The sequence below is a fragment of the Pseudoduganella sp. genome (assembly GCF_041914865.1).
Classification (GTDB): domain Bacteria; phylum Pseudomonadota; class Gammaproteobacteria; order Burkholderiales; family Burkholderiaceae_D; genus Rugamonas.
Window position 1 is genome coordinate 1 of record NZ_JAYSCO010000071.1, and the last position, 14041, is coordinate 14041.

General features: G+C 66.5%; 14 protein-coding genes and 1 riboswitch. Of the genes, 5 read left to right on the top strand and 9 right to left on the bottom strand.

From position 1 onward, the window contains the following. Positions 1 to 65 precede the first annotated feature (65 nt). On the top strand, positions 66 to 398 hold the full coding sequence (locus ACE3TQ_RS23475; protein ID WP_374585558.1) for a hypothetical protein: 333 nt from the start codon (positions 66 to 68) through the stop codon (positions 396 to 398). Between the two features lie 124 nt (positions 399 to 522). After that, a complete protein-coding gene (locus ACE3TQ_RS23480; protein WP_374585560.1) occupies positions 523 to 831 on the top strand; it encodes a hypothetical protein in 309 nt (102 codons plus the stop codon). A 67-nt stretch (positions 832 to 898) separates the two neighbouring features. Here ACE3TQ_RS23480 and ACE3TQ_RS23485 read toward each other — a convergent pair whose 3' ends face one another. The 9 genes from ACE3TQ_RS23485 to thiC all read right to left on the bottom strand — a co-directional run bounded on the left by ACE3TQ_RS23485 (position 899) and on the right by thiC (position 10132). Next, the gene (locus ACE3TQ_RS23485) at positions 899 to 3091 is read right to left on the bottom strand and encodes a M56 family metallopeptidase (RefSeq protein WP_374585562.1); all 2193 of its coding nucleotides are present in this window, start codon (positions 3089 to 3091) and stop codon (positions 899 to 901) included. Positions 3092 to 3320: 229 nt separating this feature from the next. Continuing rightward, on the bottom strand, positions 3321 to 4427 hold the full coding sequence (locus ACE3TQ_RS23490) for an S-(hydroxymethyl)glutathione dehydrogenase/class III alcohol dehydrogenase (protein ID WP_374585564.1): 1107 nt from the start codon (positions 4425 to 4427) through the stop codon (positions 3321 to 3323). 49 nt (positions 4428 to 4476) lie between these two features. Further along, positions 4477 to 4869 (bottom strand): response regulator, encoded by a 393-nt coding sequence (locus ACE3TQ_RS23495; RefSeq protein ID WP_374585566.1) that lies wholly within the window; start codon positions 4867 to 4869, stop codon positions 4477 to 4479. A 151-nt stretch (positions 4870 to 5020) separates the two neighbouring features. Then, positions 5021 to 5650 (bottom strand): ANTAR domain-containing response regulator, encoded by a 630-nt coding sequence (locus ACE3TQ_RS23500; protein ID WP_374585568.1) that lies wholly within the window; start codon positions 5648 to 5650, stop codon positions 5021 to 5023. Between the two features lie 18 nt (positions 5651 to 5668). Beyond that, positions 5669 to 6286 (bottom strand): thiamine phosphate synthase, encoded by a 618-nt coding sequence (gene thiE / locus ACE3TQ_RS23505; RefSeq protein ID WP_374585570.1) that lies wholly within the window; start codon positions 6284 to 6286, stop codon positions 5669 to 5671. Positions 6287 to 6299: 13 nt separating this feature from the next. After that, positions 6300 to 7280 (bottom strand): hydroxymethylpyrimidine/phosphomethylpyrimidine kinase, encoded by a 981-nt coding sequence (locus ACE3TQ_RS23510; protein WP_374585572.1) that lies wholly within the window; start codon positions 7278 to 7280, stop codon positions 6300 to 6302. Next, complete coding sequence (locus ACE3TQ_RS23515; RefSeq protein ID WP_374585574.1) at positions 7277 to 8059, bottom strand: thiazole synthase; 783 nt, start codon at positions 8057 to 8059, stop codon at positions 7277 to 7279. The genes ACE3TQ_RS23510 and ACE3TQ_RS23515 overlap by 4 nt, the downstream gene beginning before the upstream one ends. 10 nt (positions 8060 to 8069) lie before the next feature. Continuing rightward, on the bottom strand, positions 8070 to 8273 hold the full coding sequence (gene thiS / locus ACE3TQ_RS23520) for a sulfur carrier protein ThiS (protein ID WP_374585576.1): 204 nt from the start codon (positions 8271 to 8273) through the stop codon (positions 8070 to 8072). Next, positions 8270 to 10132 carry a phosphomethylpyrimidine synthase ThiC gene (thiC, locus tag ACE3TQ_RS23525; RefSeq protein ID WP_374585578.1) on the bottom strand — a complete coding sequence of 621 codons (1863 nt, stop codon included), beginning with the start codon at positions 10130 to 10132 and terminating at the stop codon, positions 8270 to 8272. The genes thiS and thiC overlap by 4 nt, the downstream gene beginning before the upstream one ends. 75 nt (positions 10133 to 10207) lie before the next feature. Next, positions 10208 to 10309, bottom strand: a riboswitch (TPP riboswitch). A gap of 57 nt (positions 10310 to 10366) precedes the next feature. Here thiC and ACE3TQ_RS23530 point away from each other — a divergent pair. The 3 genes from ACE3TQ_RS23530 (at position 10367) to ACE3TQ_RS23540 (ending at position 14000) form a co-directional block, all read left to right on the top strand. After that, entirely contained in the window at positions 10367 to 11005 is a 639-nt protein-coding gene (locus ACE3TQ_RS23530) for a hypothetical protein (RefSeq protein WP_374585580.1), read from the top strand. A 148-nt stretch (positions 11006 to 11153) separates the two neighbouring features. After that, positions 11154 to 12698, top strand: a complete 1545-nt coding sequence (locus tag ACE3TQ_RS23535) for a S8 family serine peptidase (protein ID WP_374585582.1) — start codon at positions 11154 to 11156, stop codon at positions 12696 to 12698. A 93-nt stretch (positions 12699 to 12791) separates the two neighbouring features. Next, positions 12792 to 14000: a DUF4382 domain-containing protein gene (locus tag ACE3TQ_RS23540; protein ID WP_374585584.1), complete on the top strand. Its 1209-nt coding sequence runs from the start codon at positions 12792 to 12794 to the stop codon at positions 13998 to 14000. Positions 14001 to 14041: the final 41 nt, after the last annotated feature.

The window sequence follows — 14041 nt, forward strand, 5'->3', positions numbered from 1 at the left end:
CGTCCGCGCTCTTGACCCCGCCGTGAACGACGGGGTTTGCCGCGCACTGGATCAAAGTCGAGAGCATGGAAGAACTGCTCGCCTGGAGCAAAGAGCTAGCCGCAAAAATCGACAACGGCGAGCCAATTCCAAAAACATGCGTTGTCAGTTACCAAGATCCCGAAGACCTGCTGGCAGTATTCACTGCTGATCGGCGCAAATTGTTGGATGTAATAGTGCGGCAAGCTGGAACGATTAGCGATATCGCGGCACGTGCCAACTGCGCCCTGGCAGAGGCAAAGGAGAATGTCCAAATCCTGGCTGAAGCCGGAGTAGTTACGTTCGAGGACGACGTCATCTCTGCGATTGCAGATTCCGTTTCGTACGAAGACTTTCCACAGGCAGCATTTCACACCTGACAGCGTTGCAGCTGGTGCATCGCTAAGTTGCCACAGTTTATCGCGCAGCTGCCAAGCTGGATTCCGGGCATTGAAACGCAGGTGGTTGGAAGGATATGGTATCCACAACTTGAAAGGAAACCATATGCAAACCACAAACAACCTGGCCACCATCAACCAGAAAATCCTCGCCGACGGTGAAACGCTACCGCTGGTGCAACTGAAGGACGGCAGCAAGGTCCAGACCGGCACCGTCGCCACCATGCTGCGCAATATCGAGCTGTACAACGCTGGAGAGCGCGGCGCGATCGAGCAGGAGCTGGCGGCGGCTGTGCCGACAGTTATCAAGGTGGGCCTGTTCGACCTGTTCCCGCCCGAGGAGTGGATCGCCGGGAATAACCCTGGCCGCAGCTTCGTCGGTCAGTTAGCCAAAGAGATTCGGGGTCAGGTCTGAACAAAAAAAATGGGGACGTACCCTATTTTTCGCGCAGCGAAAAATAGGGTACGTCCCCATTTTTTTTTCACATGACGGGTTTGGCGCTGCCGTTGCTGATGGCTTCTTCGATCAGGGCGCGGGAGGCGCGGTCGGCTTCGCGGGAGAGGCGGCCTTGTTCGCGGCCGAGCTCACCCATCTTGCGGCCCAGCTCGCCCAGCGGTTTGGAGGCTTCGGCGATGCGGGCGTGCATGGCGGCCAGCGGGGCCTGGCGGGCGGCGATGGCGGCGTGGCGGGCGGCGATCTCACTGCCCTGGCGTGCCATTTCGGCGCTCAGCGGCTCCATGTCCTGGCGCAGTTTCTCCATGTCGCGTTCGAGCTGGGCGCGGGTCTGGTCGTCGGCCTGGGCCATCTTGCGCGCGGCTTTCTCCATGGCGCGGCCGATGCGCTCCTGCTGGCGTGCGGCCAGCTCCATCTTGCGTTCCATGGCGCGCTCGGCTTCGCGCTGGGCGCGCTGCTGTTCCTTGCTGCCCATGGCGGCTTCCACTTCCTTCTCGACCTGGGCGCTCAGGGCTTCCACTTCCTTGCTGTGGACTTCCATCTTCCTGCCCTGCTCTTCCATCTTCTTGCCGTGCGCTTCGGCCGGCTGCCAGATTGCTTTCACCTTCGCCAGCAGTGCCGGGTCCTGGATCAGGTAGGCTTTGCCGTCTTTGCGGGCGTAGATGAAGTCGCCCTTCTGCTCGCGTTTCAGGCGCGATACATCGCTGAGGTCGCTGTTGCGGCCGTTGATGTGCATCGTGTCTTTGCCGTCGGCCATGATGGCGTACGAAATGCCGCCGCGATCACTGATGTAGAAGCTGTCGCCATGCAGCTCTTTCGGGGGCTTGGGGGCTTTGGGTGGCTTGGGTGGAGCCGGCACGGCAGGCGGTGGGGCCGGCAGCGCTGGGGCGGCGGCGACCGGCGGCGCGGGCGGGGCTTCCGGTGCGGCCGGTACTGCTGGCGCGGGCGGGGCTGGCGGGGCCGGTGGCGCGGGCTGGTCGAGCTCGTCGGCGGCGGAGGCGCCCGAGGTCATCGGCTCGGCTGGGGCGGCATCGGCGGCTGGCGCGGCATCCGCAGCGGCGGCAACGGTTGCTGGTGCGTCGGCAGCGACGGCAAGGGGCGCGTCGGCGAGCGGCGCGGCGTCCGGGGCCGGCGCGGCCAGCGCTGCTGGTGCGGCAGCGGCGCTGGCGGCCGGGAGCGAGACCGCTTGCGGCATGGCGTGGGCATACAACGCGGCGCAGGCGGCAAAAATACCTAACAGTGGGGTGGCCATCTTCCAGCTCAGTGGTTGTGCATCGGGACGGATCAGGCGTTTGATACGGGACATAAGGTCTCCTCCGTGTGCCGCGGGCGCAGCAAAGTGTGTGGTGGTGAACTGGAATTTATCCAGCTCGGAAAGTGCAAGTGCCAGGCGCCGCGGTTCGCCGAGCGTGCTTGCGGCTATGTCGTCTGCAATCTGTTCGCGTTCGAGGCGGATGCGCTTGGACAGCATCCAGACACTCGGGTGGTAGAACAGGAAAATCTCAATGCCGCTCTGCACCAGGTTGACCAGGTAGTCGTGCCGGCGCACATGGGCCAGCTCGTGGGCCAGCAGCGCTTCCAGCAGCTGGGGCGGCAGGCCGCTGACCAGCGATGCCGGCAGCAGCACAATCGGGCGCAGGATGCCGGCCGTGATCGGCCCATCGAGCGTGTCGTCGGAAACGCCGAGCCGTACGGCGCGGCAGATGCCCATGCGCTGCGCCAGTTCGGTGGCGCGCGTCTGCCAGGCGGCATCGGCGTGGTAGTGGCCGGACAGCGTGCGGCGGCGCACCCATTGCAGGCCGAGCGAGAGGCGCAGCGTCATCAGGGCGGCGCCGGCGGCCCACAGCAGCACCAGCCAGGGCAGCTGGCGGCGCAGCACGTATTCCCAGGACGCCATGGCGTCGATGTCGACCAGCACGGTCTCGACGCCCTGGCCGTCGGCGGCGCCGGGGATGGCGGCGATGGCGCTCGCTTCCAGCGGGGCGGGCAGGACGTGGCCGGTGGCGGCGGCGTCGGCCAGGCGCCAGCCGAAGTTGGCGAGCGGGAGGGCGGCGCACAGCAGCAGGGCCAGGCAGGCGACCAGGTAGCGCGCTTGCGGGCGGGCGTTGCGCAGGGCATGCAGGAGCAGCGCTGCCACGCAGCCGATCAGCAGGCCTTGCCACAGGAAGTGCAGCAGGGACCAGCCCAGGGCGGGGATGACGGCGTTCAGCAGTTGGCTCATGGGGCGGCTCCGGTGTTGGGTGTCCTTGCAATCTAGATTAAATGATCTAGATATTTAAGTCTAGAACTTTTTGTCTAGATGCGGGTGCGAGGGCTCAGGAAGGAATGTAGCCGGGGGCGCGGCAGCTTGCTGGGGATTTGCGATGGGCGGCGGTTTTGCGCGGCCAGGATGCTGTTAAACCCGGTAAAGCGGGGTCAGACCCAAGGGTCGGACCCCGTCTGCGCGGGCTTTAGTAGACGACGACGGAGCGGATCGATTCGCCGCGTTCCATCAGGTCGAAGCCTTCGTTGATGCGCTCGAGCGGGAGGGTGTGGGTGATCAGCTCGTCAATCTTGAGCTTGCCCTCCATGTACCAGTCGACGATCTTCGGCACGTCGGTGCGGCCGCGCGCGCCGCCGAAGGCGGAGCCGAGCCAGTGGCGGCCGGTGACCAGCTGGAACGGGCGGGTGGAAATCTCCTGCCCTGCCGCCGCCACGCCGATCACGATCGATTTGCCCCAGCCTTTGTGGCAGCATTCGAGCGCCTGGCGCATCAGCTGCGTGTTGCCGACGCATTCGAAGCTGTAGTCGGCGCCGCCGTCGGTCAGCTGGATGATGGCGTCCACCACGTTCTCGACGTCTTTCGGGTTGATGAAGTGGGTCATGCCGAACTGGCGTGCCATCGCTTCGCGCGCCGGGTTGATGTCGATGCCGATGATCTTGTCGGCGCCCACCATTTTAGCCGCCTGGATCACGTTCAGGCCGATGCCGCCCAGGCCGAACACCACCACATTGGCGCCCGCTTCCACCTTGGCGGTAAACAGCACGGCGCCGACGCCGGTGGTGACGCCGCAGCCGATGTAGCACACCTTGTCGAACGGCGCGTCCGGGCGGATCTTGGCCAGCGCGATCTCCGGCACCACGATGTAGTTGGAGAAGGTGGAGGTGCCCATGTAGTGGAACAGCGGCTTGCCGTCCAGCGAGAAGCGGCTGGAGCCGTCCGGCATCAGGCCCTTGCCCTGGGTGGCGCGGATGGCCTGGCACAGGTTGGTCTTGCGCGACAGGCAGAATTTGCACTGGCGGCATTCCGGCGTGTAGAGCGGGATCACATGGTCGTCGCGCTTGAGCGAGGTGACGCCCGGGCCCACGTCGACCACCACGCCGGCGCCCTCGTGACCCAGGATGGCCGGGAAAATCCCTTCCGGGTCGGCCCCGGACAGGGTGTAATGGTCGGTATGGCAGATGCCGGTGGCCTTGATCTCCACCAGCACCTCGCCGGCGCGCGGGCCGTCCAGGTCCACTTCTTCAATGGTCAGCGGGGCGCCCGCCTTCCATGCTACTGCCGCTTTGGTCTTCATCGTTTGACTCCCGATGTAATAAAAGCGACAGCATAGCCGAAACCCTAACTTATGTCCGGGCCGGCAGCATGGCGTCCAGCCCCAGCATATGCGACACGGTGCGCCACAGCTGGCGCGGCGAGGTCCACGGCTTGGGCAGGAAGGCGTGCGCCTGGTGGTGCAGCGAAGGCTGGCTGGCCGAGTACAGCAGCACCGGCGTGTGCACGTCCTGCTGGCGCATGGCGCGGATCAGGGTGTGCCCGTCGCCATCGGGCAGGTCGGGGTCGATCACCAGCAGGGCAAACTCGCCCTGCTGCAGCAGCGAGTGCGCCTGTTCATAGGTGGCGGCATGCACTACCTGGGTTTCCGGGGCCAGCAAGGTGGCCAGCACCACGGCACTATCCTCGTCGGGGTCGACGTGCAACACCCGGGGCGCCGGATGCAATTCAAACGACATATTCATGGAGCTTTCTCCGCACTGCAGGGGAATTGTCGGCGGAGCTGGGCCGAGGGATATTTCTGGGCCGCGAAGGAGGGGCGGCCGCTGGGATGGCGGTGGGCGAGGTGGGGCCCACCGTCGATAGTTTACAGCAAGCCCATGGGGGCGAAAAGTTTTATTTTTTCAAGCGTGAGTTAAACGCAGCATGCAAGCTGTTCAACATTTCCTCGGCAGCCAGAAGCTGGTCCGCCACCTCGTTGATCTTGCGCCGGCTGGAGCGGGCATGGTCGCGCAGCACTTCGAAGGCGGTGTTGCGGTCGGTCTGGTACTTACACATCAGCAGGCCGACGGCCAGGCTGGTCTCGCGGCCGGCGGCCAGCGCGGCGTTCAGGTTCATCTCGGTGCGGCGCAGCTGGCGGATCTCATCGGCGCGCGCCAGGCCGGCTTCAAAGGCCGGCATCAGGTGCTGCTCATCGACCGGTTTCACCACAAAGCCGACCGCACCGTAGGCGGCAGCCTGCTTGCCGGCGTCGGCGTCGCCGCGGCCGGACAGGAACATGAACGGCACCGAGGTATTGCGGTTAAGCTGCTTGGCCAGCTCCAGGCCGGACATGCCGGGCATGTGGATGTCGAGCAGGGCCAGGTCCGGTTCGCGCTCGGCAATCAGGGCCAGGGCCTGGTCGGCGGAGTGTGCCAGCATGGTGTCGTAGCCGGCCCGCACCAAGAGTTCACCCAGGAACTCAGTCAGGATCTTATCGTCGTCGACAATCAGGATCAGGCGCTTTGGTAGAGGCTGGGCGTTCATTGGGCGGCAACCTTAAGGTTATGCTAATGGGCTGATTATAGACCGAAATTCGCGGACTGCCGCAGCCACGTCGTCGGCCAGGTAAACACTGCTGATGGCCGCCACCAGGTGGGCGCCCTCGGCCACCAGCGGCGCCGCGTTGTGCGGCGTCATGCCGCCGATCACGCACAGCGGCAGCGCGATCGCTTCGCGTGCATGGCGCAGGATGGAAGGCTGGGTGGTCACGGCGTACTGCTTGACCCGCGAAGGGTAGAAGCCGCCGAATGCCACATAGCTGGCGCCGGCCGCCTGCGCCGCTTGCGCCCGCGCCAGTTCGCCGTAGCAGGAGGCGCCGATCAGCTTGTTCGGGCCAAGGCTGGCGCGCACCTCGGCAATGGCATCGTCGGTGCCGCCCAGGTGCACGCCGTCGGCGCCCAGTTCGCGGCACAGGGCGACGTGGTCGTTGACCAGGAAGGGCACGCCGTACTGGTGGCACAGCTCGCGCAGAGCCCCGCCCTGCGCGCGCCGCAGTGCCTGGCTGGCATCCTTGTGGCGGTACTGCAGCAGGGCCACGCCGGCACGCAGCGCCTGCTCGGTGACGGCCAGCAGCTTGTCGGTATCGTCCCAGTTGGGGGTAACCAGGTAGAGTCCTTGCATTCTTCTGTACTCCTTAGCGTTGCGGGATGCGCTGGCCGGGCGCGATGGCATACGAGGCGGCCAGCGCGCGCTGGGTGTAGCCTTGCGCCTTGCTGAGCGCCTGCGCCATCGTGTCGCCCAGCGCCAGCAGGGCTGCCACGGCCGCGGCCAGGGTGCAGCCGCTGCCGTGGAAGCTGCCGGGCAGGCGCGGCCAGCTCCAGTTCTGCTGGCGGTCCGGGCCCAGCCAGCGGTTGATCACCAGGTCGCTGTCCTCGTCATGGCCGCCCGTCACCAGCACATGGCGGCAGCCCAGCGCACGCAGGGCATGCGCATGCGCCAGCGCGTTGCCGTGCGGCGTGCCGCGCCAGGCCGGGTGGCCATGGCCGCCCAGCGCGCCAGCGTCGCCTGCGAGGGAGCGGCCGGCGTCGGGGCCTGGCGCGCTGGACGCCACGGCGGAAACGGCGGCGCCAGCCACGGCGGGCGTTGCGCGCGCAACCGCGGCCTGGCGCGCGCCGGCGGCCAGGGCGGCGGCTTCCGGGCCATTGGGCGTGATCAGGGTGGCCAGCGGCAGCAGCGGAGCCAGCGCGCGCACGGCGTCGTCGCGTCCCAGCGCATCGCCGTTACCGCTGCGCAGCACCGGGTCCAGCACCACCGGCGGTTCGCTGTACAGCTTGTGCGCCCAGGCCGGCGCCGCGCCGGCCGCCTGGCGGTGGGTGGCGCGCATCTCGCCGATCAGCTGGGCGATGGCTTTCGCATTTTCGGCGCTGCCTGGGATGCCGATCTTGATGGCCGCCACCGGCACTTGCGCCAGCAGGGTGCGCGCCTGCTGCAGCAGGACTTCCGGCGCCACCGGCATCACGGCGTGCACGCGGTTGTTGTCCTGCACGGTGATGGCGGTCAGCACCGGCAAGGCATGCGCGCCCATTGCCGTGATGGCCTGGATATCGGCCGCCATGCCGGCGCCGCCCGAAGGATCGGCGCCGGAGAACACCAGCACGCAAGGCCGGTCGCTCATGCGATCCTCCCGGCCATGGGCGAGGAAGGCGACGCGGCGAAGCGGCGCGGCATGCGGCCTGCGAGGAAGGCTTCGCGCCCGGCCTGCACGCCGAGCTTCATGGCGCGCGCCATGCGCACCGGGTCGCCGGCGGCGGCAATGGCCGTGTTCATCAGCACGCCGTCGCAGCCCAGTTCCATGGCGATCGCCGCGTCGGAGGCGGTGCCCACGCCGGCATCGACCAGCACCGGCACGTTGGCCTGCTCGATGATCAGCGACAGGTTCCACGGGTTGAGGATGCCCATGCCCGAGCCGATCAGGGAGGCCAGCGGCATCACCGCGCAGCAGCCGATATCCTCCAGCATGCGCGCCTGGATCGGGTCGTCGCTGCAGTAGACCATGACGTCGAAGCCGTCCTGCACCAGCTGGCGCGCGGCCACCAGGGTTTCCGGCATGTTCGGGAACAGGGTCTTCTCGTCGCCCAGCACTTCCAGCTTGACCAGCTTGTGGCCGTTCAGCAGTTCGCGCGCCATCTGCAGCGTGTACACCGCGTCCTTCGCCGTATAGCAACCGGCCGTATTGGGCAGGATGGTGAATTCGTGCGGCGGCACATAGTCCAGCAGGCTCGGCGCCTTCGGGTCCTGGCCGATGTTGACGCGGCGGATCGCCACGGTGATGATTTCCGCGCCCGCCGCCAGCGTGGCTTCGCGCGTCTGCGGCAGGTCCTTGTACTTGCCGCTGCCGACCAGCAGGCGCGAGTGGTATTCCCTGCCTGCGATGATGAGTGGTTTGTCCTGCATGGTTTTCCTTTCAGCCGCCGCCGATGGCGCGGACGATATCTACTTTGTCATTCGGGGCCAGCGCCACCTGCGTCCAGCGCTGGCGCGGCACCACCTGGCGGTTGACCGCCAGCGCCAGCGCCTGCCCTTCCAGCTGCAGCGACGCCACCAGCGCGTCCAGCGTCTGCTGCGGCGGCACCGCGTGCGGCGCGCCGTTCAGTTCAATCTGCATCATGGCTGCTGGGCGCGGTAAATCTGCGCGCCGTTCCTGACGAACTCGATGGACTTTTCCTGCATGCCCCTGGCGGCGAACTCGCGCACTTCCTGCGTGATCTTCATCGAGCAGAAATGCGGGCCGCACATGGAGCAGAAGTGCGCCACCTTGGCCGAGTCTTTCGGCAGGGTCTCGTCGTGGTACTCGCGCGCGCGGTCAGGGTCCAGGCCCAGGTTGAACTGGTCTTCCCAGCGGAATTCGAAGCGCGCCAGCGACAGTGCGTTGTCGCGGATCTGCGCGCCCGGATGGCCCTTGGCCAGGTCGGCCGCGTGCGCCGCGATCTTGTAGGTGATGATGCCTTCCTTGACGTCGGCCTTGTTGGGCAGGCCCAGGTGCTCCTTCGGCGTCACGTAGCACAGCATGGCGGTGCCGTACCAGCCAATCTGCGCCGCGCCGATGCCGGAGGTGATGTGGTCGTAGCCGGGCGCGATATCGGTGGTCAAGGGGCCCAGGGTATAGAACGGCGCCTCGCTGCACTGCTCCAGCTGCAGGTCCATGTTTTCTTTGATCAGCTGCATCGGCACGTGGCCCGGGCCTTCGATCATCACCTGCACGTCGTGCTTCCAGGCGATTTGCGTCAGCTCGCCCAAGGTTTTCAGCTCGCCCAGCTGCGCCGCATCGTTGGCGTCCCACACCGAGCCGGGGCGCAGGCCGTCGCCCAGCGAGAAGCTGACGTCGTAGGCCTTCATGATTTCGCAGATCTCTTCGAAGTGCGTGTACAGGAAGTTCTCCTGGTGGTGCGCCAGGCACCACTTGGCCATGATCGAGCCGCCGCGCGAGACGATGCCGGTCATGCGGTTGGCCGTCAGCGGCACATAGCGCAGCAGCACGCCGGCGTGGATGGTGAAGTAGTCGACGCCCTGCTCCGCCTGTTCGATCAGGGTGTCGCGGAAAATTTCCCAGGTCAGGTCTTCGGCCTTGCCGTTCACTTTTTCCAGCGCCTGGTAGATCGGCACGGTGCCGATCGGCACCGGCGAATTGCGCACGATCCATTCGCGCGTTTCGTGGATATGCTTGCCGGTGGACAGGTCCATCACGGTGTCGCCGCCCCAGCGGATGGCCCAGGTCATCTTCTCCACCTCCTCGCCGATGGAGGAGGTGACGGCGGAGTTGCCGATATTGGCGTTCACCTTCACCAGGAAATTGCGGCCGATGATCATCGGCTCCAGTTCCGGGTGGTTGATATTGGCCGGGATGATGGCACGCCCGCGCGCAATCTCGTCGCGCACGAATTCCGGCGTGATTTCCTCGGGAATGGCGGCGCCGAAGGACTCGCCGCGGTGCTGGCGGCCCAGCAGGTCGGCCATGCGCGCGCCCTTCTCTCCTTGCGCACGCAGGCCTGCCAGGTATTCCTTGCGGCGCAGGTTCTCGCGGATCGCCACGAATTCCATTTCCGGCGTGATGATGCCCTGGCGCGCGTAATGCATCTGCGTCACGTTGCGGCCAGCCAGCGCGCGGCGCGGCTGGCGGTGCAGCTTGAAGCGCAGCGCGTCGAGTTCGGCGTCGGCCAGGCGCTGGCGGCCGTATTCGGAGCTTGGGCCATCGAGCAATTCGGTATCGGCGCGCTCAGCGATCCAGGCCGCGCGCGGCGTGCCCAGGCCGGAACGGATATCAATCTTCGCATCCGGATCGGTGTAGGCGCCGGAGCAGTCGTACACGGTGACCGGTGCGTTCTCGCCATGCAGGCTGATTTCGCGCATCGGCACGCGCAGGTCGGCGCGGCTGCCGGTGACGTAGATCTTGCGGGAGTTGGGCAGCGGCGCGACCGCTGCGGAGTCTACCTCGGCCTGTTCGGCGAGGAATTTGGGATTGGCGTTCAATTTGGCTCCTTTGTTGGCGCAGGAGCCAGCAAAGGAGGTTAGGCTGCGCGGCGGCGGCGCCGTGCGGGCGCGGCCTTGCGTATCCTGAAGCTTCCCTTCGCTGGCATTATCCAGATCAGGTTCGGAGGGTATTTCTCACCCGCGCACTTGCAGCGCGCAGGACCCCTAGCGTGTGCCACCTTTCGGCAGCGAGCGGATTATATCTATAATCGTTGCGCATTGAAAGGAAACCGGATGAGATATGCAGTATTCATGGCCGCCGCTGTTGTCCACGCGGCAGCCGCAGCAGCCAGCACGCCCAGCACGCCAGCAAGCGCGGTGCGCGCGCCCAACCTGGCCGAGCAGCGCTCCTTCGCCCAGTTCTGGCAGCGCACCGCGCCCGGCACGCCAGCGCCGGCGTTACGCCTGGAGCGCGCGCCGGGGGCTACCGTGTTGGCCGCCACCGCCAGCGTCGACGCGCCGCCGGTGCGCCTGGTGCTGCCGCTGTGCCGCGTCGAGCGCACGCGCTATTCGCAGCAGGCCAACGACAGCTGGCGCGTCGACAACAGCCAGTACATCTGGGTGCACCACACCACCAGCTGCGGCACGCCGCCGGCCAGCATGGTCGAACTGCGCGCCGCGCTGCCGGAAATCGAGATCCTCAAGCTGCTGCAAGCGCAGGGCGACATGCTGCAGCGCGCGCGCCTGCTCATGGCCGGCAACACCAGCTGCGCGCCGATGCGCGCGCGCAACTTCGCGCTGGCGGCGCTGGGGCGCGGCGCCGACCAGCTGCCGCTGCTGGTCTACCACAGCGATATCGGCGGCGAACTGCGCCTGTCGCTGCGGCCGCAGCGCAGCGACTTCGTGCCGTGGAATGTCAGCTGTAGCGCCTGAGCGCGCTGCTTTTTCCATGAGGAATGTAAACTGCTCCGAAAAACAACGCCCTGAAGATAGTCGCGCGCGACTTGCATAATTCGATTGCGGCGCCTGGGTGCTTCTCCTACGCTAGATCAGGTCAGCAATTCATTTGGGAGAGCCGATCATGCAGCTGAGAAACGCCATCCTCATGGCCGCCATCGCGGCCGCCGCCAGCGCGCCCGCCGTGGCCGCCAAGCCCGAAAAGATCCGCGTCATCGTCGCCTTCGAGGCCAGGATGGCGGACCAGGCCAAGGCGGCAATTGCCGCCGCGCAAGGCGAAGATACGCGCTTCATCTTCGGCATGAACGCGGTGGCCATGACCATCCCGGCCCATGCGCTGAAAGGCTTGCAGCACAACCCGCACTTCCTCTACGTGGAAGAAGACGTCAAGCGCTACCCGCTGGCGACCGCGCTGGCCACGCCCGACGCCGCCCATAGCGGGCAACTGATCCCGTATGGCATCCCGCTGGTGCAGGCCGACCAGTTGCCGGCCCTGCCGCAAGGCGCGGCGGGACGCAAGGTGTGCATCATCGACTCCGGCATCGACGGGCAACACGAAGACCTGGCCGGCAACACCATGGCCGGCCTGAATGACTCCGGCACCGGACGCTGGGATACCGATGAAAACCACCACGGCACCCACGTGGCCGGCACCATCGCCGCGCTCAGCAACAACAAGGGCGTGCTGGGCGTGTCCAGCGCGGGCAGGCTGCCACTGCACATCGTCAAAGTCTTCGGCGCCGACGGCTGGGCCTACTCGTCCACCCTGGCGGCCGCCGCCAACCAGTGCGGCGCCAACGGCGCCAGCGTGATCAGCATGTCGCTCGGCGGCGCGCGCGCGAGCCGCACCGAAGACGCCGCCTTCGCCAAGCTGGCGCAGCAAGGCGTACTCTCGATTGCGGCCGCCGGCAACGATGGCAACCGCACCCAGTCCTACCCGGCCGGCTATGCCTCCGTGATGTCGGTGGCCGCGCTCGACGCCAACAAGGCCTGGGCTACCTTCTCCCAGTACAACAAGAAAGTGGAAATCGCCGCCCCCGGCGTCGGCGTGCTGTCCACCGTACCGATGGGCAGCGGCGCCCTGCCCAGCCTGACGGTCGGCGGCAGTGACTTCGAGGCCGGCGCCATGGAAGGCTCGGCCAAAGCCAGCGCCACCGCCGCCATGGCCAACTTCGGCATCGGCGACACCATCAACACCGCCGTGGCGGGCAAGGTGTGCCTGATCCAGCGCGGCGCGATCGACTTCGCCGTCAAGGTATCGAACTGCGAAAAGAGCGGCGGCCTGGGCGCGGTGATCTACAACAATGTGGCCGGCAGCTTCAGCGGCACGCTGGGGACGGCGGGCAGCAAGATCCCGGCGCTCAGCGTGTCCGACAGCGACGGCACGGTGCTGCTGGGCAAACTGGGGCAGTCGGCGACGGTCACCGTGGCGCCGTACAGCTACGCCCATTACGACGGCACCTCGATGGCGACGCCGCACGTTTCAGCCGTGGCGGCCATGGTGTGGAGCCACTTCCCGAAATGCACCCAGGCCGACGTGCGCAGCGCCCTGGGCGCCAGCGCGCTGGACCTGGGCATCAAGGGGCGCGACGAGAAATTCGGCTATGGACTGGTGCAGGCACTGGCGGCGTACCAGCGCTTGCAGGGCGCGACCTGCGGCAAGCCTTAGGACCCGGCCCATGCTTATGTTCGCTAGCGAACATAGTTTTTTTCCAGTTGGAATGGATAATGGAGAGGCACACATAACGACGAGAGGCATATCATGAAAACGAAAGTCTCCTGGTTCTCCCTCATGACTTCCACCCTCCTGCTGGCTGCCTGTGGCGGCGGCGGAGGCAGCAGCGGCGACACCGCGCCGCCACCGCCGGCGCAGACCGCCGGCATTCTGGGCGTCTCGCTGACCGATGCGCCATCCTGCGGCTTCGATGCCGTCAACGTCACCATTTCCAAGGTGCGCGTCCACCAGAGTGCCAGCGCCAGCGACAATGACAGCGGCTGGACCGACCTTAATGTCGCGCCGGCGCGCAAGATCAACCTGCTCAACCTGACCAACGGCGTGCTGGAATCGCTGGGCCAGGTCTCGCTACCGTCCGGCAACTACACCCAGGTGCGCCTGCTGCTGGAACCCAGCACCGGCAACAATAATTCCGTGGTGCCGACCGGCGGCAGTGAAACCGCGCTGGAAACCCCGAGCGCTGCGCAGAGCGGCATCAAGCTCAATGCCAACTTCAACGTGCCGGCCGGCGGCCGCTACGACCTGGTGATGGATTTCGACGCCTGCAAGTCGATCGTGACCAAGGGCAATGGCAAGTACGCGCTGAAACCGGTGATCAAAGTCGTACCGACGGCGCTCAATGGCATCAACGGCTATGTCAGCACCGGCCTGGCCGGCAGCAATGTCACCGTCACCGCGCAGCAGAATGGCGCCATCGTGGCGGCCACAGTGCCATCCGCGACCGGCGAATTCATCCTGTCGCGCCTGCCACTGGGGAACTATGACGTGGTGATCACGGCCGACGACCGCGCCGCCCACGTGATCGGCGCCGTGCCCGTCACCTCGACCAGCGCCATGGTGCAGCTCAGTACCACCCTGGCGCCATTCGGCCTGGGCACGCCGAGCCAGCAAGGCAAGATCAGCGGCACCGCCACGCTGCAGCCTGCCAGCACCACCGAAGTGGCCCAGCTGTCGGCCCGCCAGGCCATCAACGGCGGCCCGACCGTGACGGTACGCTACGCCAACGCTGATCTCAGCAGCGGCGCCTACAGCATGGGCAAGCTGCCGCTGCAACCGCCGCAATATGTGGCCTACAGCAGCATCCTGCCGCTGACCTTCACGCCGGCCCTCACCACGCCGACGGCTGGCAGCTACCTGGTACATGCCGCTGCCACCGGCTATGCCGCCCAGACCAGCGCGGCGGTCAACATCAGCTCCACCGACGCCACCGGCATCAACTTCACGCTGGTGCCGTAACGCCGTCCCGCCTGCGCCGGCCGCCCCGCCTGCGGGCGGCC

Coding starts and splice junctions, on each gene's coding strand:
- ACE3TQ_RS23475 (WP_374585558.1), top strand. CDS start 66: ATGGAAGAACTGCTCGCCTGGAGCAAAGAGCTAGCCGCAAAAATCGAC.
- ACE3TQ_RS23480 (WP_374585560.1), top strand. CDS start 523: ATGCAAACCACAAACAACCTGGCCACCATCAACCAGAAAATCCTCGCC.
- ACE3TQ_RS23485 (WP_374585562.1), bottom strand. CDS start 3,091: ATGAGCCAACTGCTGAACGCCGTCATCCCCGCCCTGGGCTGGTCCCTG.
- ACE3TQ_RS23490 (WP_374585564.1), bottom strand. CDS start 4,427: ATGAAGACCAAAGCGGCAGTAGCATGGAAGGCGGGCGCCCCGCTGACC.
- ACE3TQ_RS23495 (WP_374585566.1), bottom strand. CDS start 4,869: ATGAATATGTCGTTTGAATTGCATCCGGCGCCCCGGGTGTTGCACGTC.
- ACE3TQ_RS23500 (WP_374585568.1), bottom strand. CDS start 5,650: ATGAACGCCCAGCCTCTACCAAAGCGCCTGATCCTGATTGTCGACGAC.
- thiE (WP_374585570.1), bottom strand. CDS start 6,286: ATGCAAGGACTCTACCTGGTTACCCCCAACTGGGACGATACCGACAAG.
- ACE3TQ_RS23510 (WP_374585572.1), bottom strand. CDS start 7,280: ATGAGCGACCGGCCTTGCGTGCTGGTGTTCTCCGGCGCCGATCCTTCG.
- ACE3TQ_RS23515 (WP_374585574.1), bottom strand. CDS start 8,059: ATGCAGGACAAACCACTCATCATCGCAGGCAGGGAATACCACTCGCGC.
- thiS (WP_374585576.1), bottom strand. CDS start 8,273: ATGATGCAGATTGAACTGAACGGCGCGCCGCACGCGGTGCCGCCGCAG.
- ACE3TQ_RS23530 (WP_374585580.1), top strand. CDS start 10,367: ATGAGATATGCAGTATTCATGGCCGCCGCTGTTGTCCACGCGGCAGCC.
- ACE3TQ_RS23535 (WP_374585582.1), top strand. CDS start 11,154: ATGCAGCTGAGAAACGCCATCCTCATGGCCGCCATCGCGGCCGCCGCC.
- ACE3TQ_RS23540 (WP_374585584.1), top strand. CDS start 12,792: ATGAAAACGAAAGTCTCCTGGTTCTCCCTCATGACTTCCACCCTCCTG.